Origin of the sequence: Pseudorhizobium tarimense (genome assembly GCF_022968135.1) — a bacterium.
Taxonomy (GTDB): Bacteria; Pseudomonadota; Alphaproteobacteria; order Rhizobiales; family Rhizobiaceae; genus Neorhizobium; species Neorhizobium tarimense.
Genome location: NZ_JALJRA010000024.1, coordinates 1 through 20,288, shown reverse-complemented (window position 1 = coordinate 20,288; position 20,288 = coordinate 1). Strand labels below are relative to the sequence as shown.

Sequence of the window (20,288 nt, the reverse complement as noted above, 5' to 3'; positions counted from 1 at the left end):
CGCGTTGTGCAACTCTTCCGGCGCATCCGCGCGGGTGAAGCGTCGCGCTTCACGTTCATTCGGGGTCCCATGACGACAGAGCAGATCCTCGCCTTCACGGTCATCGGCATCATGATGGCCGTCTTCATCTGGGACCGAATTCGTTACGACATCGTCGCCTGCTGCGCCCTCATCGCAGCGGTCGCAGTCGGTATCGTGCCGGTGGACGAGGCCTTTTCCGGCTTCTCCGATGATATCGTCATCATTGTCGGCAGTGCGCTGGTGGTCAGCGCCGCAGTTGCCCGATCCGGCATCGTCGATATCGCCATCAAGAAGTTCTTCCCCAACCTTACATCGGTGCGCGCGCAATTGGCGCTGCTGATGATCGTCGTGGCCGTGATGTCGGCCTTCATCAAGAACATCGGTGCGCTGGCGATCATGATGCCGGTTGCCTTCCAGTTCTCCAAGCGCACCGGCGTCTCGCCGTCGAAATACCTTATGCCGATGGCGTTCTCGGCACTCCTCGGCGGCCTGATGACGCAGATCGGCACCTCGCCGAACATCGTCGTGTCGCAACTGCGCGCCGACCTCACCGGCGCTCCCTTCACGATGTTCGACTTCACCCCTGTCGGCGGCATCCTCACGCTCGTCGGCGTGACCTTCCTGATGTTTTTTCATTGGCTCGTGCCATCGCGCACCCGCCAGAACACGTCGCTCGAAGAAGCGGTGGAAATTGCCAACTACACCTCCGAAGCAACGGTACCGCCACAATCGAACATGGCCGGCAAGGCGCTTGCAGAGCTGCTGAAGCTCGGTGACGGCGAAGTGATTGCCACCGCAGTGCTGCGCGGCGCGACCCGCATGTCGCCGTTCCCGGACTTGAACCTGCGCGAAAACGACACTGTCATCCTAGAGGGCCGCTCCAGCGCCATTGACCGTGTGGTGTCGAACGCCAAGCTGCAGCTTTCCGGCAAGCCGCTGAAGGGCCGTGGGCAGCAGGTGGAAGACCTGATCTCAATTGAAGCGATCATCTCCCGCGAGTCCCCGCTTTCCGGTCTTTCGGCACGGGAACTGGCGCTCTCCTATACCCGCGGCGTCAACCTCTTGGCCGTGAGCCGGCGCGGCCAGCGTCTGAGCGAACGCTTGCGGGACCTGACGCTGATGGCGGGCGACGTCATCGTGCTGCAGGGCAACCGCAATGCGCTGCCGGGTGTCATGCAGGACTTTGCCCTGTTGCCGCTCGCCCAGCGCGAGGTCATGCTCGGCACCAAGCGAAAGGCCTTCATCCCGCTCGTCATTCTGGCAGCCGCGATGATTTCGACGGCCCTCGGCTGGGCCCCGGTTGCCGTTGCCTTTTTCGCCGCCGCCCTCGGGATGGCCGTTTTCCGCGCCATCCCGCTCACCGATGTCTACAAGGCGGTCGATGGGCCGATCCTGATCATGCTCGCGGCGCTGATCCCGGTTTCTGACACCTTGCGCACCTCCGGCGCCAGTGAACTGATTGCCGACTGGCTGGGCAGCATCGCGAGCGGGCTCCCGCCCTATGCTGCCCTGGCAATGATCCTGGTCACGGCGATGGCTGTGACACCCTTCCTCAACAACGCCGCTACCGTGCTGGTGATGGGACCGATCGCGGCAAGCTTTGCCACCGCCCTGCAGTTCCGTCCGGAAGCGTTCCTGATGGCGGTTGCGATCGGCGCCGGTTGCGACTTCCTGACGCCTGTCGGGCACCAGTGCAACACGCTGGTCATGGGGCCGGGCGGCTACAGGTTCAGCGACTATCCGCGCCTCGGCTTCCCGCTGTCGGTCCTCATCGTGCTCGTCAGCGTCCCGACCCTGCTCTGGATCTGGCCGGTCAGCTGAGGCGGCCGGCCCACTAAGCCTTGACGCTTGGTCCTGAATATGCCCTAAGGCCTGCAATCCCAAGACACGCAGGTCCCGCGCCATCAGGCGCCAAATCGAGCATTATCCATGAGCACTTCCGGCCCCCGCGTCCGCATCGCCCCCTCGCCGACCGGCGAGCCGCATGTCGGCACCGTCTACATCGCGCTGTTCAACTACCTCTTCGCCAAGAAGATGGGTGGCGAGTTCATCCTGCGCATCGAGGATACCGATGCGACGCGCTCGACACCGGAATTCGAGCAGAAGGTGCTGGATGCGCTGAAGTGGACCGGCCTCACCTGGGCGGAAGGCCCCGACGTAGGAGGACCTCACGGCCCGTATCGCCAGTCCGACCGCAAGGCGATGTACCAGCCCTACGGCCAGGAACTGCTGGACAAGGGCCACGCCTTCCGCTGCTTCTGCACGCCGGAACGCCTGGAGCAGATGCGCGAGGCACAGCGCGCCGCCGGCAAGCCGCCGAAATATGACGGGCACTGCCTCAACCTGAAGGCCGAGGAGGTTACGGCCCGCATGGAAGCAGGCGAAGCCTCAGTGATCCGCATGAAGATCCCGACTGAAGGCTCCTGCGATTTCCACGATGGGGTCTATGGCGACGTCTCGATTCCGTGGGATTCGGTCGACATGCAGGTGCTGATCAAGGGCGACGGCATGCCGACCTACCACATGGCAAACGTCATCGACGACCACCTGATGAAGATCACCCATGTGGCGCGCGGCGAGGAATGGCTGGCCTCGGTGCCGAAGCACATTCTGCTCTACCGGTATTTCGGCTGGCAGGAGCCCGTTTGGATGCACCTGTCGCTGATGCGCAATGCCGACAAGTCGAAGCTGTCGAAGCGCAAAAACCCGACCTCGATCTCCTACTACTCTGCGCTCGGCTATCTGCCGGAAGCGCTGATGAACTTCCTCGGCCTGTTCTTCATTCAGATCGCCGAGGGCGAAGAGCTGCTCAGCATGGACGAGCTGGCGGATAAGTTCGATCCGGACAACCTCTCCAAGGCCGGCGCGATCTTCGACGTCCAGAAGCTCGACTGGCTGAACGGCCGCTGGATCCGCGAAAAGCTGACGCCGGAACAATTCATCGCCCGGACGCTCGAATGGGCGTCGGAAAACGAGCGGCTGACGGAAGGTCTGAAGCTGTCGCAGAGCCGTATCTCCAAGCTCGGCGAACTGCCGCAGCTGGCAGGCTTCCTGCTGTCCAACGATGTCGGGGTGACGCCTGCTTCCTTCTCCGGCCTGAAGACAACCCCGGGTGAGACGCTGGAGATCATCAATACAGTCCAGGCGGACCTTGAGAAGCTTGTCGAGTGGAACGTCGAGGCAATCGACCAGGAACTCCGCGCCGTGGCCGACAAGCTCGGCAAGAAACTGCGCGTCGTCACGCCGCCGCTCTTCGTTGCCATGTCCGGATCGTCGCGCTCCCTGCCGCTGTTCGATTCCATGGCTTTGCTCGGCCGCTCGGTCGTGCGCCAGCGCCTGAAGATCGCAGCCACGGTCGTGGCGTCGATGGTCGGCAGCGAATAAAGAACAAGAAGGGTCCCGCAGAATGGCCGATAACCAGAACGAAACCGCTCTCTCGTCCGATGCCACGGAAGTCCGCGCCCAGAAGCTGAAGCTACTGCGCGAGAAGATCGGCGACGTCTATCCGGCGCACTTCCATCGGACGATGACGAATGCCGATCTCGCCGAGAAGTACAAGAACCTCGAAGCGGACGTCGAGACGCAGGACGTGGTGACGGTCGCCGGCCGCGTCTATTCCTCGCGCAATTCCGGCATGTTCATCGACCTGCGCGACGCCTCCGGCAAGATCCAGATCTTCAGCCACAAGGACACCACGCCCGAGGAAGCGCGCGACATGCTGCCGATGATCGATCTCGGCGACATCATCGGCGTCACGGGCGTCGTGCGTCGCACCAAGCGCGGCGAGCTGACGATCAATGCGCAAGAGATCACCATGCTGACCAAGACGCTTCTGCCGATGCCGGAGAAGTATCACGGTCTCTCCGACATCGAGCTGCGCTACCGCAAGCGTCACCTCGACATCCTGACCAACGAGGAATCCAAGCTCCGCTTCCAGCAGCGTTCACGTATCGTGTCGGGCATCCGCCGCTTCATGGAAGACGATGGCTTCATGGAAGTGGAGACGCCGATGCTGCAGACCGTTTACGGCGGCGCTTCGGCTGATCCGTTCAAGACCCATCACAACACGCTGAAGATGGACATGTACCTGCGCATTGCGCCGGAACTGTTCCTGAAGCGCACGCTGGTCTCCGGCCTTTCGGACAAGGTCTTCGAGATCAACCGCAACTTCCGCAACGAAGGCGTCTCGACCCGGCACAATCCTGAGTTCACGATGATGGAGTGCTACTGGGCCTATGCCGACTACGAGGACATCATGGACCTCGTCGAGCGCCTCTTCGCGCGCCTGGCGATGACCATCCACGGCTCCACGGAGTTCAAGTACGGCGACACGGAGATCTCCTTCAAGGGCCCGTTCCGCCGCGTTCCCATGCCCGACGCCGTCAAGGAGGTCACCGGCATCGACTTCCTCGCGATCAAGACCGACGAGGAGGCGCGCACCGCCGCCAAGGCCGCCGGCTTCGAGGTCGAGAAGGACTGGACCTGGGGCGAGTGCCTTGCCTTCCTCTTCGAGGAAGAGGTCGAGGCGACGCTGATCCAGCCCTCCCACGTGACCCACTTCCCGAAGGATATTTCGCCGTTTGCCAAGGAAGTGCCGGGCGAGCCGCGCCTCGTCGAGCGCTTCGAGACCTATTGCAACACCTGGGAAATCGGCAACGCATTCTCCGAACTGAACGATCCGGAAGAGCAGCGGGCCCGCATGGTCGAGCAGCTCGAGCAGGCGCATGCGCGCGGCGAGAAGGAAAAGCAGCTCGACGAGGAATTCCTCGATGCGATCGACCAGGGCATGCCGCCCGCCGGCGGCCTCGGCATCGGCGTCGATCGCCTGATCATGCTGCTGACCGACGCGCCCTCCATACGCGACGTGATCCTCTTCCCCGCCCGCCGCAACAAGGCGGATTGACCCAGAAAAAAGGCGGCCCAGGAGCCGCCTTTTACTTGTCCAAGTCTACGCCCGCTTAATGCGTTTCCGCATGGGCGTCCGGCTTGCGGCGGTGCTGCTCGGGATCGTCCTCCTCGGCAACGGCGGGCGCATGGGCTGGCTGTGCATGGGCGGACACTGCATGGGCGGCTGTGTCGCCAAGGGCCGCTTCTTTGTCGCTGTGGCTGGCCTCCGGCTTCGCACCCACACCCACTTCCGACTGGCTCTCCGGCTTCAGCGGCTGGGCGCGCATCTTGGCAAGCCATGCTGCTCCATGATCATCGGCATTAGTCTCTTCGGGCGGCGCATGAGCGGCCGCCGCCGCCGCATGAGGCGGCTCGGCGGCATCGGATTGCTCAGCCGGGTCAGCGGCATGTTCGGGCGCTTTGGATCCCTCAGCCTGGTGCTCGCTGGTTCCCAGACCGACAAAGCCCTTGACGGTATCAAGCCAGCCCTCCTCGGCCGGAGCTACTTCTGCGGCATGGACGGCCTTTTCCTGCGCCGCATGAGGCTCGGCCGAGGCATGTTGCGCCGGCTTCGAAGTATGCTTTGCCTCAGCACCGTGTCCGGGCTCAAGAGGTTCGTCCGCCGTCGGCTCGTGACCGGCGGATGCGGCGTCGCCATGGGCATCGGCAGCGGGCTCGGCACCACCAAGGCCCACCATGCCGATCAACGAAGCCAACATGCCGGGCTTTTCCTCACCGCCGTGTTCGGCGACCGGAACCTCTTCGCCATGACCTTCGGCGGGTGCGCCGTGGCCGTCAGCCGCGGGCTCGCTGCCATGAGCGCCCCCGCCATGGGCATCACCGTCTGTCTTTTGTTCCCCGTCACCGGCAGTTTCTCCGTGACCTGATGGCACATCGTGTCGCTTCTCTGCGCCGTGGCCCTTGTCTGCACCATGGCCGCCCGAAGAACCGTGACCGTCTGCGCCTTCAAGCACCGGGTCGAGACAGTCGGCAGTGTCAGTCAATGCGGCCGACAGGTGCTCGGCGTCCTCCTGCGGCAGATCGATCCGTAGCCCCCAGAATTCGCCGGTATCGTCCGGCATGCCATCGACGTAATAGGCAGTCAGCGGCTGGACCGCGAGCCCATCCGGCGCCTTGCTGACATCAGGCATATAGACCACCTGAGCACCGATCGCCCGACCGCGCATGCTCGCCCGATCCGTCGGCCCCGCCTTGTCGAGGACGGTCACCTGGACGAGGTCCGAATGCTCCGCCTCCTGAACCTTACGGGCAACGCGCAGCGCAGTCTTCAGGCGTGCGACACCATCGCCCGGCTCATTGGTGGTGACGTATTTGCGGATCCAGTAACGATCCGCCTTCTTGATCTTGATCGTTTCGACGGTGGTGCAGTCCAGGCCGTTGATGTCCGCGTAGGACGGGCCGAGCAGCTTGTCGGCACCGATATAGACTGCCGCAGCGCCGCTTCCGCCGCCGAGCACTGTCACACCGCCGATGATGAGGAGAAATGTCCGCGACAGCCGGATCTTGAAACCCTTCACGCGCCGAACTCCGACATGCCAACCCCACTTCACGCACTACCGATGGAATCCGAAACGGAGCTTCCGTCAATCGCCTTTAGAAATGTTTAAGAGAGCTGGCGGCACAGGTTTTTGCGAATGATTTGCAATAGCGTTGACAGGCCTTAAATCGTCGCTAAGTTGGATTGCAGATGAATTGCAAGAAGGATTGACAGTGGTGTTACGCCTCCCCCGACTGACGATCATCGCCAGCGCCGTACTTTTTGCTTGGCCCGCTATCTCCTGGGCACAAGACAAACCAAAGGTCGTCACCACCTTCACGGTGATTGCCGACATGGCGCGAAATGTTGCAGGCGACGCCGCCGAGGTGGAAAGCATCACTAAGCCAGGCGCCGAGATCCACAACTACCAGCCCACGCCCCGCGATCTGCTGCGCGCCCGCGACGCTGACCTGGTGCTGCGCAACGGTCTGAACCTCGAGCTGTGGTTCGAGAAGTTCCTCGCCAATCTCGGCGACGTGCCGAGCGTGACGGTCTCGGACGGCGTCGAGCCGATGGCGATTGCGGGCGGCGCCTATGAGGGCAAGCCCAACCCCCATGCCTGGATGTCGCCGGACAACGCGATCATCTACGTCGAAAACATCCGCAAGGGACTGACGGAGATCGATCCAGAGAATGCGGCGACATACGAAGCCAACGCCAAGGCCTATACCGACACGATCCGTGCGGCCGTTGACCCCATTCGCGCGGAGCTTGGCGCGCTGCCGGAAGAGAAGCGCTGGCTGGTGACGAGCGAGGGTGCCTTCTCCTATCTCGCTCGCGATTTCGGCCTTAAGGAGCTCTATCTCTGGCCCGTGAACGCCGACAGCCAGGGAACCCCGCAGCAGGTCCGCTCCGTCATCGACGCCATGAACAAGCACGACATCGAGGTGATCTTCAGCGAAAGCACGGTCTCTCCCGATCCGGCCGAACAGGTGGCGCGCGAAACCGAGGCGCGTTACGGCGGCGTTCTTTTCGTCGACTCGCTGAGCGAAGCGGACGGCGCGGTGCCGACATATCTTGACCTCTTGCGCGTCACCGCCAGCAGGATTGCCGAAGGTCTCGCAGGATGATCATGGGCAAGAAGCGGCCGCAGGAAGGCGGTCTCGTCGTCGACGACATCACGGTCGCCTACCGAAGCGGATTGACGGCCCTGCGCCACGCAAGCTTCTCGGTGCCGAAGGGGACGATCACCGCACTTGTCGGCGTCAACGGCGCCGGCAAGTCGACTCTCTTCAAGGCCATCATGGGCTTCGTCGCGCTCGCCGAAGGCACCGTCCAGATCCTCGGCATGCCGGCGCGCGAGGCACTGAAGAAGAACCTCGTCGCCTATGTCCCGCAGTCCGAGGAAGTGGACTGGAACTTTCCGGTCCTTGTCGAGGACGTGGTGATGATGGGCCGCTACGGCCACATGAACTTTCTGCGCATCCCCTCCCGCCGCGACCACGAGATGGTGACCGAGGCGCTGAAGCGGGTGAACATGGAGGAGTTCCGCAAGCGTCAGATCGGCGAGCTTTCCGGCGGCCAGCGTAAGCGGGTTTTCTTGGCGCGCGCGTTGGCGCAGGAGGGCCAGGTAATCCTGCTCGACGAGCCCTTCACCGGCGTCGACGTGACGACGGAAGAGCAGATCATCGCGCTTCTGCGCAGCCTGCGGGATGAAGGGCGGGTGATGTTGGTCTCGACCCATAATCTCGGCAGCGTGCCGGACTTTTGCGACCGTACCGTCTTCGTCAAGGGCACCGTACTCGCCTACGGCAAGACCGAAGACACCTTCAACGAGAAGAACCTGGAGAAGGCCTTCGGCGGCGTGCTACGCCACTTCATTCTGGGCGGGCCCGAACTGCACGACGATGAAGACGCACGCCATGTCCGCGTCATCACCGACGACGAGCGGCCTTACGTGACCTATGGCAACGGCGCACAGAAGAAGAAGGAGACGATCGGTGCTCCAGACGCTTCTTGAGCCGTTCACCTACGACTATATGCTGAACGCGATCTGGGTGAGCGCGCTGGTCGGCGGCGTCTGCGGCTTCCTGTCCTCTTACTTGATGCTGAAGGGCTGGTCGCTGATCGGCGACGCGCTCTCCCATTCCATCGTGCCGGGCGTTGCCGGCGCCTACATGCTGGGCCTGCCCTTCGCCCTCGGCGCCTTCATCTCAGGGGGGCTTGCGGCCGGTGCCATGCTGTTCCTCAACCAGCGCACGCGGCTGCGCGAGGACGCCATCATCGGGCTGATCTTCACCTCCTTTTTTGGCCTCGGACTCTTCATGGTGTCGCTGTCGCCGACCTCGGTGAACATCCAGACCATCGTGCTCGGCAACATCCTCGCTATTACGCCGGAAGACACGCTGCAGCTGGTGATCATCGGCGGCGTCAGCCTCGCAATTCTTACCGCCAAGTGGAAGGACCTGATGGTCGCCTTCTTCGACGAGAACCACGCCCGTTCGATCGGGCTGAAGCCCGATCGCCTGAAGGTGCTGTTCTTCACCCTGCTTGCCGCGTCCACGGTTGCAGCACTGCAAACCGTCGGTGCCTTTCTCGTGATCGCCATGGTCGTAACGCCAGGTGCCACCGGCTACCTGCTGACGGACCGCTTCCAGCGGGTGATCCTGCTTGGCCTCGTCATCGGGGCCGGGACGAGCTTCATCGGCGCCTACCTCAGCTATTTCCTCGATGGCGCAACCGGCGGCATCATCGTCGTGCTGCAGACGCTGATCTTCCTCGTAGCGTTCGTTTTCGCGCCCAAGCACGGCATGCTGGCCTCTCGCCACCGCCTGCGGCAGAACCTGGAGGAAACAGCATGAGCGGTTTTCTCGATTTCGTTGATCTCGCGACGTTCCCTTTCCAGATCGACTTCATGCAGCGCGCGTTCATCGTCACGCTGCTGATCGCGATCCCGATGGCGATCCTCTCCTGCTTCCTCGTGCTGAAGGGGTGGTCGCTGATGGGGGATGCCGTATCCCACGCCGTCTTTCCCGGCATCGTGCTAGCCTACATCTTCTCAATTCCACTGGCGATCGGCGCCTTCGCCGCCGGCATGTTCTGTGCTGTCGCGACAGGGTTTCTGAAGGAGAACAGCCGGATCAAGGAGGACACCGTCCTCGGCATCGTCTTTTCCGGCATGTTCGGCTTGGGGCTGGTGCTCTACGTCAAAGTGCAGAGCGACGTTCATCTCGACCACATCCTGTTCGGAGACATGCTCGGCATCATGCCGCGCGACCTGATCGAGACAGCGTTGCTCGCTCTCTTCGCCACGCTATTCCTTGTCGGCTGGCGCAGGGATCTGCTGGTCCAGGCCTTTGACGAGCAGCACGCCAAGGCGATCGGCCTGCCGACGCGGCTGCTGCATTACGGCCTGCTGACGGTGCTGTCGCTGACGGTGGTGGGGGCGCTGAAGGCCGTTGGCATCATCCTCTCGGTGGCGATGGTTGTGGCGCCGGGCGCAATCGCCTTTCTCCTGACGCGGAGGTTTGGGCCGATGCTCGTGGTCGCCGTCGCAGTGGCGGCAGGAAGCTCTGTCCTCGGCATCTACATCAGTTTCTTCCTCGACAGTGCCCCGGCACCGACCATCGTGCTTCTGATGACGGCGCTCTTCATCTTCGCCTTCGTCAAGACCATGCTGGAAAGCCGCGGCAAGCCAGCCGCAACTTGATCCCAGAAACGAAAAACGACCCGCCGGATGACGAGCCGTTTTGAATCTGCTGGACCTGAGGGATCAGGCGGTAGCCAATTCCTTCTTCACCATCTCGCGCAGCGCCACGAGATCCTTGGCGAAGGAGCGGATGCCTTCGGCGAGCTTTTCCGTTGCCATGGCATCCTCGTTCAGCATCCAGCGGAACTTCTTCTCGTCGATCGGCTGGAAGGCGTCTTCGGTGATGTTGTCCGGCGAAAGCTTCCGCTCCAGCGTCCCCTGATCCTTGTCCAGTTCGTCAAGCAGCGCCGGGCTGATCGTCAGGCGGTCGCAGCCGGCGAGCGCTTCGATTTCACCGGCATTGCGGAAGGAGGCGCCCATGACGATCGTATCGATGCCATTGGCCTTGTAGTAGTTGTAGATCTGGCGAACCGAAACGACGCCCGGATCCGTTTCGGCGGTGTACTCCTGCCCGGTCGACTTCTTGTACCAGTCGAGGATGCGGCCGACGAAGGGCGAGATCAGGAAGACCTTTGCATCCGCACAGGCAATCGCCTGTGCCTTGGAGAAGAGCAGCGTCAGGTTGCAGTCGATGCCTTCCGTCTGCAGAACTTCCGCGGCCTTGATGCCTTCCCACGTGGACGCGAGCTTGATCAAGATGCGCTCGCGATCGATGCCCCGCTCCTTGTAGGCTGCGATGATGCCGCGTGCTTTGGCGATGGAGGCTTCCGTATCAAAAGAGAGGTCGGCATCGACTTCGGTCGAAACGCGACCCGGAACGATGTTGGCAAGCGCCGCACCGACGGAGATCGCCAGACGATCCGCGACAGCCGCGATGACCGCATCAGACCCGCCATTCTGCGTCTTGCCCCAGGTGATAGCTTCCTTGACCGCATCCGCGAACATCGGCGTTCCGAGCGCCTTCAGGACGATCGTGGGGTTGGTTGTGCAATCCACAGGCTTCAAGCGGGTCACCGCGTCGATATCGCCGGTATCGGCGACGACCGTGGTCATGGAACGGAGCTGTTCGAGTTTGGAGGTCATCCCGGCATTTCCCTTGAGAGAGTGGTGTGGTGAGTGTTCAACGCCCATGCGCGGAACGGGAGTTCAACGATGATCGACTATCAGCAGCCGATCATGGCAAAGTCAAGACATTTGCGCATTTGGGTCGACATAAGTATCATATCGACCATCGCATGGCGCAACCCCGAGATCCAATTGGCAAAACTGAGACGCGAGACTCGTCCGAGCATTTCCGAAGCCTCCTCGCTCCGCCTGCGGGCGGCGTGGCTTTATTACAATCAGGGCCTGACGCAGAAGGATGTGGCGGAACGACTAGGCATCAGCCGCTCGACCGTCATCCGCATGCTCGACGAGGCGGTGAAGCGCTCAGAGGTGCAAATCTGGATCGATGCCGGCGTCGACGATTGCCTGGCGCTCGCGACGCAACTGGAAGAGGCTTACGGGCTGGACGAGGCGATCGTGGTGCCGGAAGCGCGCGACACGAGTGCCGAAGCGCTTGCCGGCGCTGTCGGGCTGGCGCTGGGCAAATTCCTGTCAGAGGTGATTCAGGACAACATGACGATCGGCGTTGGCTGGGGACGGACGATGACCGCGTCTCTTTCCAGTTTCCGTCCGCCGCGACGCCAGGGCTGCAAGGTGGTCTCGCTGTTGGGCGGGATCGTCGCCGTGCACCAGACGAACCCCATCGACTACACCTGGCGGCTGGCAAGCCAGTTCGGCGCCGAGTGCTACATGTTCCTGGCACCGCTGCTGGTGGACTCCGTCAAGACGAAACGGGCGCTGATCGAGGAATGCGGCCTGAAAACCATCTATGAACTGGCCGAAGCCATGGATCTTGCCGTGGTGAGCTGCGGCGACATCGGCCCGCAGTCTACATCCCTATCAGAGGGGTTCATTTCGAAGACGGAACTGGATGAATTGACCGCCGCCGGCTGCGTCTGCGATACGATGTTCAACTTCCTGGACACAGAGGGCTGCTCCGTACGCCACCCGATCAACGAGCGCGTCATGTCCGTCGACCTGGACACGCTGAAGAAGGCAAAGCACATCGTGCTCTCCTCCGGTGGCGCCCACCGGGCCGTTGCAATCCGCGCCACCATCCGCCGCATCGGCTGCAACACGCTAATCACGGACGAGACGGCGGCGCGGGAATTGCTGCGGATGGCTGGCTAGATTTCATCTGCCCACAGCCGAGCGCCATGCTGAACAAACAGGACTTCGACACGATCATCAACGACCCGATACGCAACGACGTAAGTTGTGCCGGGCACAACAAGTTCGTGCGTTCCATCGATGTCGCCCGGTCTTCCAATGGACCCGCAAGGAGTGAAGCTGTCTTTGAGTGGATCTCCCTCACGATGCGACCAGCCGCACTGGGATTTCGTTCAGCGGTATAGTCGCCGATAGCTTCAAGCTCTTCGAGATAGCGGCGGGTCCAGAGAACCTGCACCGAAACTATCCAGGACTATATTTGTTCAGCACCGCAGCGATATCCTCATCCGTGGCAAAATTGCGGCCATCGGCGTCAGAGACCCCAACTCGTACACCGCTGATCCACTTTTCCTGCCAAGCAAGCGAGCGGCCATGGGACAGCGCTTCTTCTATGATCTGCCCGCGAGTCAGCCGCGTCCGCTCGGCCAAGAGGTCGATACGGCGCGCCAAATCGTCAGAAAGATCGAAGCTGCTTTTCATGATCTCATCTTGGCACAAAGGGGTAAGCGCCGCTAGCGCATCTCAGCCGCCCCCGACTCCCACCCCAGTATCGCCCGCTTGCGCGTCAGCCCCCAATGGTAACCCGTCAGTGCGCCGCTCTTGCCGAGCGCCCGGTGGCAGGGGACAACGAAGGAGATGGGGTTGCGGCCGATGGCGGCGCCGACGGCGCGGCTGGCAGTTGGCTGACCAATCTCGCGGGCGACGTCGGAGTAAGTCACCGCCTTGCCGAAGGGGATCTTCAACAGGCTCTGCCAGACGCGCACCTGGAAGTCCGAGCCGATGAGCACGACCTTCAGCGGCTGCTCAGACGACCATTGGGCACGATCGAAGATACGGCGGACATAGGGTGCGGTGGCTTCAAGATCCTCAACATAGGCGGCATTTGGCCAGCGGCAGGTCATGTCGTCAAGGGCGGCACGTTCGCCGCCAAGATCCGAGAAGGCGAGACCGGCGAGCCCTCTATCCGTCGCCATCACCAGCGCAATCCCGAAGGGCGATGGGTGGAAGCCGTAACGGATGGTGAGCCCGCCGCCACGGGCCTTCCATTCACCGGGCGACATGGCTTCATGGGTTACGAAAAGATCGTGCAGTCGTCCGGGACCAGAGAGACCGACTTCATAAGACGCCTCGAGTAGCGGGAGGCCTTCCTTGAGCAGTAGCCGCTTAGCATGGTCGATGGTGACCGCCTGCAGGAACGCCTTGGGCGACAGTCCCGCCCACCGGGTGAAGACCTTCTGCAACTGTGTCGGCGACCGACCGAGTTCGGCCGCGATGCTTTCCAGCGACGGCTGCGCACGGTAGTCGAGCGTGATGAGCTCGATCACCTGGCGCACGATCTCGTAATCGCTGCCTTCCGGCGTTACATCGAGTGCAGGTTCTGCGATCTGGGCAAGTGCGTTCATCGCGTCTCTCCTTTGCCCGGGAGAATGATACGGAGAAGCCCGCCGCGCCACCCGTTTCTTGCAGCCGTCAAAGCCTTTGAGTGACCGTCGCGAGAGCACTGCGGAATGCCTTGGCAAAGCTTTCGCGATCATCGGGGTTGAGGAACGAGCCGATATCGGTAAAGCGCCCCTCGCCGGTCACATACATTGCCGTGATGCCGAACTCGTCGTGCCAGTTGACCCGGAAGCGGGCCCAGAAGGGGTTGAAGCGGTGCTCCACCATCCGCCCCGCCGGGGAGAATTTGCGGATGGAGAGTCGGGTGCGCGAAACGGTCACCTCTTCCCGTGCACGGCCGGAGCGGTAGCTTACGCGGAAGGCGATATAGAGCAGCAGGAAATCCAGCCCGAAGAAGAAGCCCACCGGCCAAGCGCCGGTGGCTATGAAGAAGATGCCGTAGAGGAGGCAAACGGCGCCGGAAAGCGCCAGCAGAACATGAAAGCCCTTCCGTCCAAGCGAACGATAAGGTGTGAGCTCGGCCGCAAAGACCGTCTGATCCTCGGACATCTCCACGTTGCTTTCCTTGGCAGGGGCTGGCTATAGAAGCCATATGGCCATTCCGAAAAGCAAATCCAGCACCGCTTCTTCACAAAAGTCAAATGCGGCGGGAAGCCGCGCCCGCAGGCATATCCGCAGCCGCTATTCGAAGGCGGAAATGGAGGGGATCTTCCGCCGCTTTTCTGCCCAGCGGCCGGAGCCGAAGGGGGAACTGGAGCACAGCAATCCCTTCACCCTGCTTGTTGCCGTGGCGCTTTCGGCCCAGGCAACCGATGCCGGCGTCAACAAGGCGACCCGGGCGCTGTTCAAGATCGCCGATACGCCGGAGAAGATGCTGGCGCTCGGCGAGGAAGGGGTCACGCAATACATCAAGACAATCGGGCTCTACCGCAACAAGGCAAAAAACGTCATCGCCCTGTCGGAGAAGCTGATCTCCGATTTCGGCGGCGAGGTTCCGAAGACGCGAGAGGAACTGGTGACGCTGCCGGGTGTGGGGCGCAAGACGGCCAACGTGGTAATGTCCATGGCCTTCGGCATCCCGACGCTTGCCGTCGACACCCACGTCTTCCGTATCGGCAACCGCCTTCTGATGGCGCCAGGCAAGACGCCGGACGAGGTGGAGGAGCGGTTCCTGAAGGTCATTCCGAAGCCCTACCTCTTCCATGCGCATCACTGGCTGATCCTGCACGGCCGCTACACCTGCAAGGCGCGCAAGCCTGAATGCGAGCACTGCGTCATCGCCGACCTGTGTAAATCACCGGAGAAGACCTGCGACGTACCAGCGCCGCTGGTTGAACTACCGCCGCAGCGGATTGGCGATGCCGCCGAATAGCAGTCCCGCCGGTTACCGCTCAAATGAGCGGATGACCTCGAGAAAATCGTCGCCATAGCGCTCGAGCTTCGACTGCCCGACGCCGGAGATGCCGAGCAGTGCGTCGCGGGATGTCGGCCGGCTGGTGGCGAAGGCCACGAGCGTGGTGTCGGGAAAGACCACGTAGGGCGGAACCTCCAGGGACTTCGCAATCTCCAGCCGCGTCCGCCGCAGTGCCTCGAAAAGCTCCGCGTCCGCCCCCTCCAATGCAGAGCGACTTGCGCCGGCAGAGGAAGACGCCCCTCTTGATGACTTGCTCGCCTTGGGCCGATCCTTGCGAAAGCGAACCTCCCGCTCGCGCCGGAACACCGATCGCGCATCCGGCCCGAGCTTCAACGCGCCGAAGGCCTCGTGGTCAACGCTGACGAGGCCGGCCGCCAGCAACTGCCGATAAACGGACTGCCATGTCTTCGGCGGATGGTCTTTGCCCGCGCCGAACACCGGCATGTCGACATGGCTGAAGCGGATGGTCTTCTCGTTTTCGTTGCCGGTCAGCACGTCGATCAGGTGGCCGGTGCCGAACCGCTCGCCGGTGCGATAGATCGCGGCGAGCGCTTTGATCGCCGCTTCCGTTCCATCCCACGTCTCCACCGGCTTCAGACAGGTGTCGCAATTGCCGCAGTTGCCGGGATGCGCCTCGCCGAAATGCGAGAGGATCGCCTGCCGCCGGCAGCCGGCGGTTTCGCAGATGCCGAGGAGCGCATTCAGCTTCGCGCGCTCGACGCGCTTCACCTCCTCACTCGACTGGCCGCCATCGATCATTCGCCCGCGCTGGATGACGTCGGTCATCCCATAGGCCATCCAGACTTCTGACGGCAGGCCGTCGCGCCCCGCCCGTCCCGTCTCCTGGTAATAGGCCTCGACGGAACCCGGGAGGTCGAGGTGAGCGACGTAACGGACGTTCGGCTTGTCGATGCCCATGCCGAACGCCACGGTGGCCACGAGGCAGAGACCCTCCTCTTTCAGGAAGGCATCCTGGTTGGCATCGCGGACGGCGCGATCCATGCCGGCATGATAGGCGAGCGCTCGTATGCCTTGGGCATCCAGCCACTCCGCAGTTTCCTCCACCTTGGCGCGCGACAGGCAGTAGACTATGCCGCTCGACCCCTTGTGACGGGAGAGAAACCGCAGCAGCTGCTGGCGCGGCTGGTCACGCTCGACGATCTCGTAGGCGATGTTCGGCCGGTCGAAGGAGGTGGTGAACGCCTCGGCCGAATGCAGTCCCAGCCGGTCGATGATGTCGTCGCGGGTGTGCGGATCGGCCGTCGCCGTCAGCGCCATGCGCGGCACGCCGGGATAAAGCTCCGCCAGCCGGCCAAGCTCCCGGTATTCAGGGCGGAAGTCATGACCCCACTGGCTGACGCAGTGCGCTTCGTCGATGGCGAACAACGCGATCTTTACCCCACCAATCAGCTCCCGGAAGCCCGGCGTCACGATGCGCTCCGGCGTCACATAGAGAAGATCGAGGGTGCCCTGCCGAAGCGACTGACGGACCTCGGCGAACTCCTCGGTCGACAGCGAAGAGTTCAGCGCCGCAGCCTGCACCCCGAGCTGCTTCAAGGCCTCCACCTGGTCGCGCATCAGCGCAATAAGCGGCGAAACGACGATACCGACGCCGTCGCGGCAAAGTGCCGGGATTTGATAGCAAAGAGACTTGCCGGCGCCCGTGGGAAAGAGAACAACCGCATCGCCACCGGCAACGACACGCTCGACCACGGCGGCCTGTTTTCCGCGGAAGCCATCATAGCCATACACCTGCTTCAGGACCGCTCGCGGATCCTTCGGCCGCTCACCGTCAAACAGGGCCGCGGTGGTGTTGGTGAATGAAGGCATAGGTCTCTTTCTAAGCGGAGCGATCCGCATCCATACCCCATGCAACGCTATTCCGGGAGCCGCAGCGCCCGGCATCAACAGATCATCGCCCCTCGGCTACCGCGCCTTCACCGCATCGAGGCGAAAGCCGGGTCGCGCCTTGAGATCAACTTGTGCAGGTGCACCATCAGCCCGGCGGCAAAGAGCGGCGTCAGCAGGTTGACGATCGGGATCGCCAGGAAGCCGGCAATCAGCAGGCCAGCGAGAAACACCGTCGAGCGGTGCTTGGCGCGAAAGGCGCGCGCCTCCGGCGGCGGGCGGAACCGCATGGCGGCGAACTCGAAGAATTCTCGCCCGAGGAGATAACCATTCACCAGGAAGAAGGCGACGAGGTTGATGCCGGGAATGAAGAGGAGCAGCAGCGCAACGATGTTGCCGACGATAACGACGCCGAGGAACTGCAGAGAGCCAATGATCGCCTGGCCAAGCGGCATCGCCCTGCCCGGCGTCTCGTTCGGGTAATCGCGCTTTTCCACCACCTCGGCGACATCGTCGAGGAAGAGTCCGGCAATAAGTGCCGTGATGGGCGCAATCAGCAGCGCAAGCGCCAGTGCCAGCCCCACGCCCGCCAGGATCGCCGTAAGGAAGGTCAGCCACCCCGCCCAGTCCGGCACGTCCGGCAGATAGATAGCGAACCAGGGCCAGATGACCGAGACGAAGGTCTGGCGCAGCGCCAGCCACAGACCGACGAGCACCAGGATCGTCAATCCTAAGACCTTCCAGAACACGGCCCGCGTTTCAGCGGCGAAAAGGTTGAGAAGCGAAAGCCGTGCGGCCTCGATGATCATAGACGTCTCCTGGTGGGCGGGCAGGATGTAGGGGCAGGAACCGGATGGAACAAGCGCTAGCAGATCGCCTGCAGCTCTGCACGATGGCGGATCATCGCAAGGAAGCGGCGGTAATCCCGCTCATAGAGCTTAGCGGCCTCGGCATCGGGCTGTCTCCCGCGGTCACTCGCCGCCATTCCCTCGCCGGCAGCAGCGACGCTATCGTAGAGCCCGCCGGCGGCGGCAGCGGTCATCGCCGTGCCGAGCAGCACGGCGTCTTCCGTTTCGGGGATCACCACCGTGCAGCCGGTCACGTCGGCATAGAGCTCGACGAGCAGTGGATTGTGCACATGCCCGCCGGTCAGGTGCAGCGCCTCGAAGCGATAGCCGTAGCCGCTCATGGTCTCCAGGATATGCCGGATGCCGAGCGCGATGGCGACGCAGGTGCGCCAGTAAAGGCGGCAGAGACCGTCGAAGGAGGTATCGAGCGTCAGGCCGCTGACAACGCCCATGGCATGAGGATCGGCAAGCGGTGAGCGGTTGCCATGGAAATCCGGCAGGATGAGCAGGTCGGACGCCGGGTTCGGGCCATGCTGCGCCCGCAACTCCTGAACACGCTTGACGACACGTGCGAGCAGCTCGGCGGAGGGCTCACCGCCCGCCGCATGCATCCGGACGATGTAATCGAGAAGTGCACCCGTCGCGGACTGACCGCCCTCGACGAGCCAGTGTCCTGGGAGAACGGCCTCATAATACGGTCCCCAGAGGCTTCGGCCGGATTTTGCCTCCGACGAAAAGGAGACAATGCAGCTGGAGGTGCCGCCGATCAGAGCAACGGAGCGCTCCAGAGACTTACCCTCGCCGGCGCCGGCCAGAACGCCGAAGGCACCGGCATAGGCATCAATGAGTCCGGCGGACACCCGGCACTCGGTATCCAGGCCGAGGTCACGCGCCGCCTCCAGCGAGAGCGTCCCGATGCTGTCGCCGGCATTGATTGTGCCGGCAGGCAGGCTTGCCCGCTCCAGCAGGTCTTCGAGCCCTGCCTGTGCCAGGTAATCCGGTCGCCAGCCCGGCGTCTCATGCGCCAGATAATTCCATTTGGCGGTCACAGTGCAGCGGGAGCGGGCGGACGAGCCGGTGGCCTTCCAGGTCATGAAATCCGCAAGATCGAAGAAGTAGCCGGCGCGCGCCCATGTCTGCGGCAGGTGGCGCTTCAGCCACATCAGCTTCGGCATCTCCATTTCCGGAGAGAGCGAGCCACCGGAGAAGTCCAGTACAGGATGTCCGTGCGCCGAAAGCTCCCCGGCCTCGGCAATCGCACGATGGTCCAGCCACACCACCGTATCGAAGCGATCTTCACCGGTGGTCGAGACGGTCAGCTGCCGCCCTTCCCGGTCGCGTGCAACCAAGGAACAGGTGGCGTCGAAGCCGATGGCAGCCACCTGCTCCGCCGCGATCCCTGCATCCGAGCGCGCCTCACGGACGGCCTGGCAGGCCGAGCGCCAGATGTCTTCCGAGTCATGCTCCGCATGGTTCGTCGCCGGCCTCTGCATTACGATCGAGTGCTTGGCACGCGCAAGAAGCCGACCGCTGCGGTCAAACACGCCGGCGCGGGCGCTGGCCGTGCCGATATCGACCGCAACGACGTGATCTCGCATCAGGACGTGTTTCCCCTGCCCGCCTGGTGCCCTTGTGACCGTTCCCGCCCGCCTCACACGGCGCGATGGGCACGGCGCCCTTTGGACCCCTCTCTGTGTTTGCGGACAAGGTGGAGCAATTCCGGCATGGCGTCAAATACGACGTCCGGTGCAAGCGCCGTCACGCGCTCGCTGTACCCTGGGGCTGTGGCATGCGATCCGCCGACAAAGGCGAAGACGGCCATGCCGGCCCGCTGCGCCGCCTCGATGCCGGCAGGACTGTCCTCGATCACGATACAGGAGGAAGGATCCACCCCCATCGAACTGGCCGCATGCAGGAAAAGGTCCGGTGCCGGCTTGCCCTGTGCCACCATCGAGGCGCTGAAGATGTGCGGCTCGAACCGCTGCAGGAGCCCCGTCAGCGAAAGCGAAAGCCGAATGCGCTCGGGCTGGCTGGAGGATGCCACGCATTTTTCGCAGTCAAGGGCGTCCAGCACATCGGCGATACCCGCCACCGGCTGCAGCTCACGGCGAAAGCGTTCGTAAAGGTGATGGCGAAGATCCTCGAGGAAGGCCGCATCGATACTGTGGTCGAAATCGTCGTGCAGGATCTGCGCCACCGTCGATAGGCTTCGGCCGAGGAACCGTTCATAGGCCTCGTCCTCACTGACGACGACGCCGCGGCGGCTGAGCGCCTCCACCAGGACCTGAACCGAAAGAGGCTCGCTGTCGACCAGCACCCCATCGCAATCGAAAATCACCAGCGGCCGCATTGCTTCCACCACCCTCACCCCGTTATCTGACCAGAGCATCCTCGAGATAGAGCTCCAGCGTCCTTGCCGTCCCCTCGGCCCAGAGCGTCTTCAGCGCATGC

General features: G+C 62.9%; 19 protein-coding genes. 9 read left to right on the top strand and 10 right to left on the bottom strand.

All coding sequences use genetic code 11. The annotated features are described in order from the left end of the window. Window positions 1–69 precede the first annotated feature (69 nt). From MUU54_RS21640 to lysS, 3 genes are all read left to right on the top strand, one after another. Window positions 70–1,842, top strand: a complete 1,773-nt coding sequence (locus MUU54_RS21640) for an SLC13 family permease (RefSeq protein ID WP_247246031.1) — start codon at window positions 70–72, stop codon at window positions 1,840–1,842. Between the two features lie 108 nt (window positions 1,843–1,950). Next, window positions 1,951–3,405, top strand: coding sequence for a glutamate--tRNA ligase (gltX, locus tag MUU54_RS21635; protein WP_247246030.1), 1,455 nt, complete (start codon window positions 1,951–1,953; stop codon window positions 3,403–3,405). A gap of 22 nt (window positions 3,406–3,427) precedes the next feature. Then, window positions 3,428–4,924 carry a lysine--tRNA ligase gene (lysS, locus tag MUU54_RS21630; RefSeq protein ID WP_247246029.1) on the top strand — a complete coding sequence of 499 codons (1,497 nt, stop codon included), beginning with the start codon at window positions 3,428–3,430 and terminating at the stop codon, window positions 4,922–4,924. 55 nt (window positions 4,925–4,979) lie between these two features. Here the strand turns inward: lysS and MUU54_RS21625 are convergent, their stop codons facing one another. After that, on the bottom strand, window positions 4,980–6,446 hold the full coding sequence (locus MUU54_RS21625; RefSeq protein WP_247246028.1) for a hypothetical protein: 1,467 nt from the start codon (window positions 6,444–6,446) through the stop codon (window positions 4,980–4,982). Window positions 6,447–6,660: 214 nt separating this feature from the next. Here MUU54_RS21625 and MUU54_RS21620 point away from each other — a divergent pair, with 214 nt between their 5' ends. The 4 genes from MUU54_RS21620 to MUU54_RS21605 are packed head-to-tail and all read left to right on the top strand — an operon-like array spanning window position 6,661 to window position 10,115. Next, window positions 6,661–7,536 carry a metal ABC transporter substrate-binding protein gene (locus MUU54_RS21620; protein WP_281433431.1) on the top strand — a complete coding sequence of 292 codons (876 nt, stop codon included), beginning with the start codon at window positions 6,661–6,663 and terminating at the stop codon, window positions 7,534–7,536. Next, complete coding sequence (locus MUU54_RS21615) at window positions 7,533–8,426, top strand: manganese/iron ABC transporter ATP-binding protein (RefSeq protein WP_247246027.1); 894 nt, start codon at window positions 7,533–7,535, stop codon at window positions 8,424–8,426. Before MUU54_RS21620 ends, MUU54_RS21615 begins: the two co-directional genes overlap by 4 nt. Further along, entirely contained in the window at window positions 8,407–9,267 is an 861-nt protein-coding gene (locus MUU54_RS21610) for a metal ABC transporter permease (RefSeq protein WP_312038858.1), read from the top strand. Before MUU54_RS21615 ends, MUU54_RS21610 begins: the two co-directional genes overlap by 20 nt. Next, window positions 9,264–10,115 (top strand): metal ABC transporter permease, encoded by an 852-nt coding sequence (locus tag MUU54_RS21605; RefSeq protein WP_247246026.1) that lies wholly within the window; start codon window positions 9,264–9,266, stop codon window positions 10,113–10,115. Before MUU54_RS21610 ends, MUU54_RS21605 begins: the two co-directional genes overlap by 4 nt. A 63-nt stretch (window positions 10,116–10,178) precedes the next feature. On the opposite strand, the gene tal is transcribed toward MUU54_RS21605, so the two are convergent. Continuing rightward, the gene (gene tal / locus MUU54_RS21600; RefSeq protein ID WP_247246025.1) at window positions 10,179–11,138 is read right to left on the bottom strand and encodes a transaldolase; all 960 of its coding nucleotides are present in this window, start codon (window positions 11,136–11,138) and stop codon (window positions 10,179–10,181) included. A gap of 174 nt (window positions 11,139–11,312) precedes the next feature. Between tal and MUU54_RS21595 the strand changes: the two genes are divergently transcribed. Continuing rightward, complete coding sequence (locus tag MUU54_RS21595) at window positions 11,313–12,290, top strand: sugar-binding transcriptional regulator (RefSeq protein WP_247246075.1); 978 nt, start codon at window positions 11,313–11,315, stop codon at window positions 12,288–12,290. Here the strand turns inward: MUU54_RS21595 and MUU54_RS25100 are convergent. From MUU54_RS25100 to MUU54_RS21575, 4 genes are all read right to left on the bottom strand, one after another. Beyond that, entirely contained in the window at window positions 12,244–12,567 is a 324-nt protein-coding gene (locus MUU54_RS25100) for a type II toxin-antitoxin system RelE/ParE family toxin (protein WP_354532466.1), read from the bottom strand. The two genes, MUU54_RS21595 and MUU54_RS25100, sit on opposite strands and share 47 nt — an antisense overlap. Before the next feature lie 5 nt (window positions 12,568–12,572). Continuing rightward, window positions 12,573–12,809 carry a CopG family ribbon-helix-helix protein gene (locus MUU54_RS21585; protein WP_247246024.1) on the bottom strand — a complete coding sequence of 79 codons (237 nt, stop codon included), beginning with the start codon at window positions 12,807–12,809 and terminating at the stop codon, window positions 12,573–12,575. A gap of 32 nt (window positions 12,810–12,841) precedes the next feature. Further along, window positions 12,842–13,732 carry a methylated-DNA--[protein]-cysteine S-methyltransferase gene (locus MUU54_RS21580; RefSeq protein ID WP_247246023.1) on the bottom strand — a complete coding sequence of 297 codons (891 nt, stop codon included), beginning with the start codon at window positions 13,730–13,732 and terminating at the stop codon, window positions 12,842–12,844. Window positions 13,733–13,799: 67 nt separating this feature from the next. Continuing rightward, window positions 13,800–14,276: a DUF2244 domain-containing protein gene (locus tag MUU54_RS21575; protein WP_247246074.1), complete on the bottom strand. Its 477-nt coding sequence runs from the start codon at window positions 14,274–14,276 to the stop codon at window positions 13,800–13,802. Window positions 14,277–14,319: 43 nt separating this feature from the next. Here MUU54_RS21575 and nth point away from each other — a divergent pair, with 43 nt between their 5' ends. Beyond that, window positions 14,320–15,099 carry an endonuclease III gene (gene nth, locus MUU54_RS21570; RefSeq protein ID WP_247246022.1) on the top strand — a complete coding sequence of 260 codons (780 nt, stop codon included), beginning with the start codon at window positions 14,320–14,322 and terminating at the stop codon, window positions 15,097–15,099. Window positions 15,100–15,111: 12 nt separating this feature from the next. Here nth and recQ read toward each other — a convergent pair whose 3' ends face one another. The 4 genes from recQ to MUU54_RS21550 form a co-directional block, all read right to left on the bottom strand. After that, window positions 15,112–16,971, bottom strand: coding sequence for a DNA helicase RecQ (gene recQ, locus MUU54_RS21565; protein ID WP_247246021.1), 1,860 nt, complete (start codon window positions 16,969–16,971; stop codon window positions 15,112–15,114). A gap of 107 nt (window positions 16,972–17,078) precedes the next feature. Beyond that, window positions 17,079–17,798, bottom strand: a complete 720-nt coding sequence (locus MUU54_RS21560) for a sulfate transporter family protein (RefSeq protein WP_247246020.1) — start codon at window positions 17,796–17,798, stop codon at window positions 17,079–17,081. A gap of 56 nt (window positions 17,799–17,854) precedes the next feature. Then, window positions 17,855–19,435, bottom strand: a complete 1,581-nt coding sequence (locus tag MUU54_RS21555; protein ID WP_247246019.1) for an FGGY-family carbohydrate kinase — start codon at window positions 19,433–19,435, stop codon at window positions 17,855–17,857. 53 nt (window positions 19,436–19,488) lie between these two features. After that, entirely contained in the window at window positions 19,489–20,199 is a 711-nt protein-coding gene (locus tag MUU54_RS21550) for an HAD family hydrolase (protein WP_376742240.1), read from the bottom strand. Window positions 20,200–20,288 lie beyond the last annotated feature (89 nt).

Bases quoted from the DNA above. Each gene is read 5' to 3' on its own strand.
- MUU54_RS21640 (WP_247246031.1), top strand. From the start codon at position 70: ATGACGACAGAGCAGATCCTCGCCTTCACGGTCATCGGCATCATGATG.
- gltX (WP_247246030.1), top strand. From the start codon at position 1,951: ATGAGCACTTCCGGCCCCCGCGTCCGCATCGCCCCCTCGCCGACCGGC.
- lysS (WP_247246029.1), top strand. From the start codon at position 3,428: ATGGCCGATAACCAGAACGAAACCGCTCTCTCGTCCGATGCCACGGAA.
- MUU54_RS21615 (WP_247246027.1), top strand. From the start codon at position 7,533: ATGATCATGGGCAAGAAGCGGCCGCAGGAAGGCGGTCTCGTCGTCGAC.
- MUU54_RS21605 (WP_247246026.1), top strand. From the start codon at position 9,264: ATGAGCGGTTTTCTCGATTTCGTTGATCTCGCGACGTTCCCTTTCCAG.
- tal (WP_247246025.1), bottom strand. From the start codon at position 11,138: ATGACCTCCAAACTCGAACAGCTCCGTTCCATGACCACGGTCGTCGCC.
- MUU54_RS21585 (WP_247246024.1), bottom strand. From the start codon at position 12,809: ATGAAAAGCAGCTTCGATCTTTCTGACGATTTGGCGCGCCGTATCGAC.
- MUU54_RS21580 (WP_247246023.1), bottom strand. From the start codon at position 13,732: ATGAACGCACTTGCCCAGATCGCAGAACCTGCACTCGATGTAACGCCG.
- MUU54_RS21575 (WP_247246074.1), bottom strand. From the start codon at position 14,276: ATGTCCGAGGATCAGACGGTCTTTGCGGCCGAGCTCACACCTTATCGT.
- nth (WP_247246022.1), top strand. From the start codon at position 14,320: ATGGCCATTCCGAAAAGCAAATCCAGCACCGCTTCTTCACAAAAGTCA.
- recQ (WP_247246021.1), bottom strand. From the start codon at position 16,971: ATGCCTTCATTCACCAACACCACCGCGGCCCTGTTTGACGGTGAGCGG.
- MUU54_RS21560 (WP_247246020.1), bottom strand. From the start codon at position 17,798: ATGATCATCGAGGCCGCACGGCTTTCGCTTCTCAACCTTTTCGCCGCT.
- MUU54_RS21555 (WP_247246019.1), bottom strand. From the start codon at position 19,435: ATGCGAGATCACGTCGTTGCGGTCGATATCGGCACGGCCAGCGCCCGC.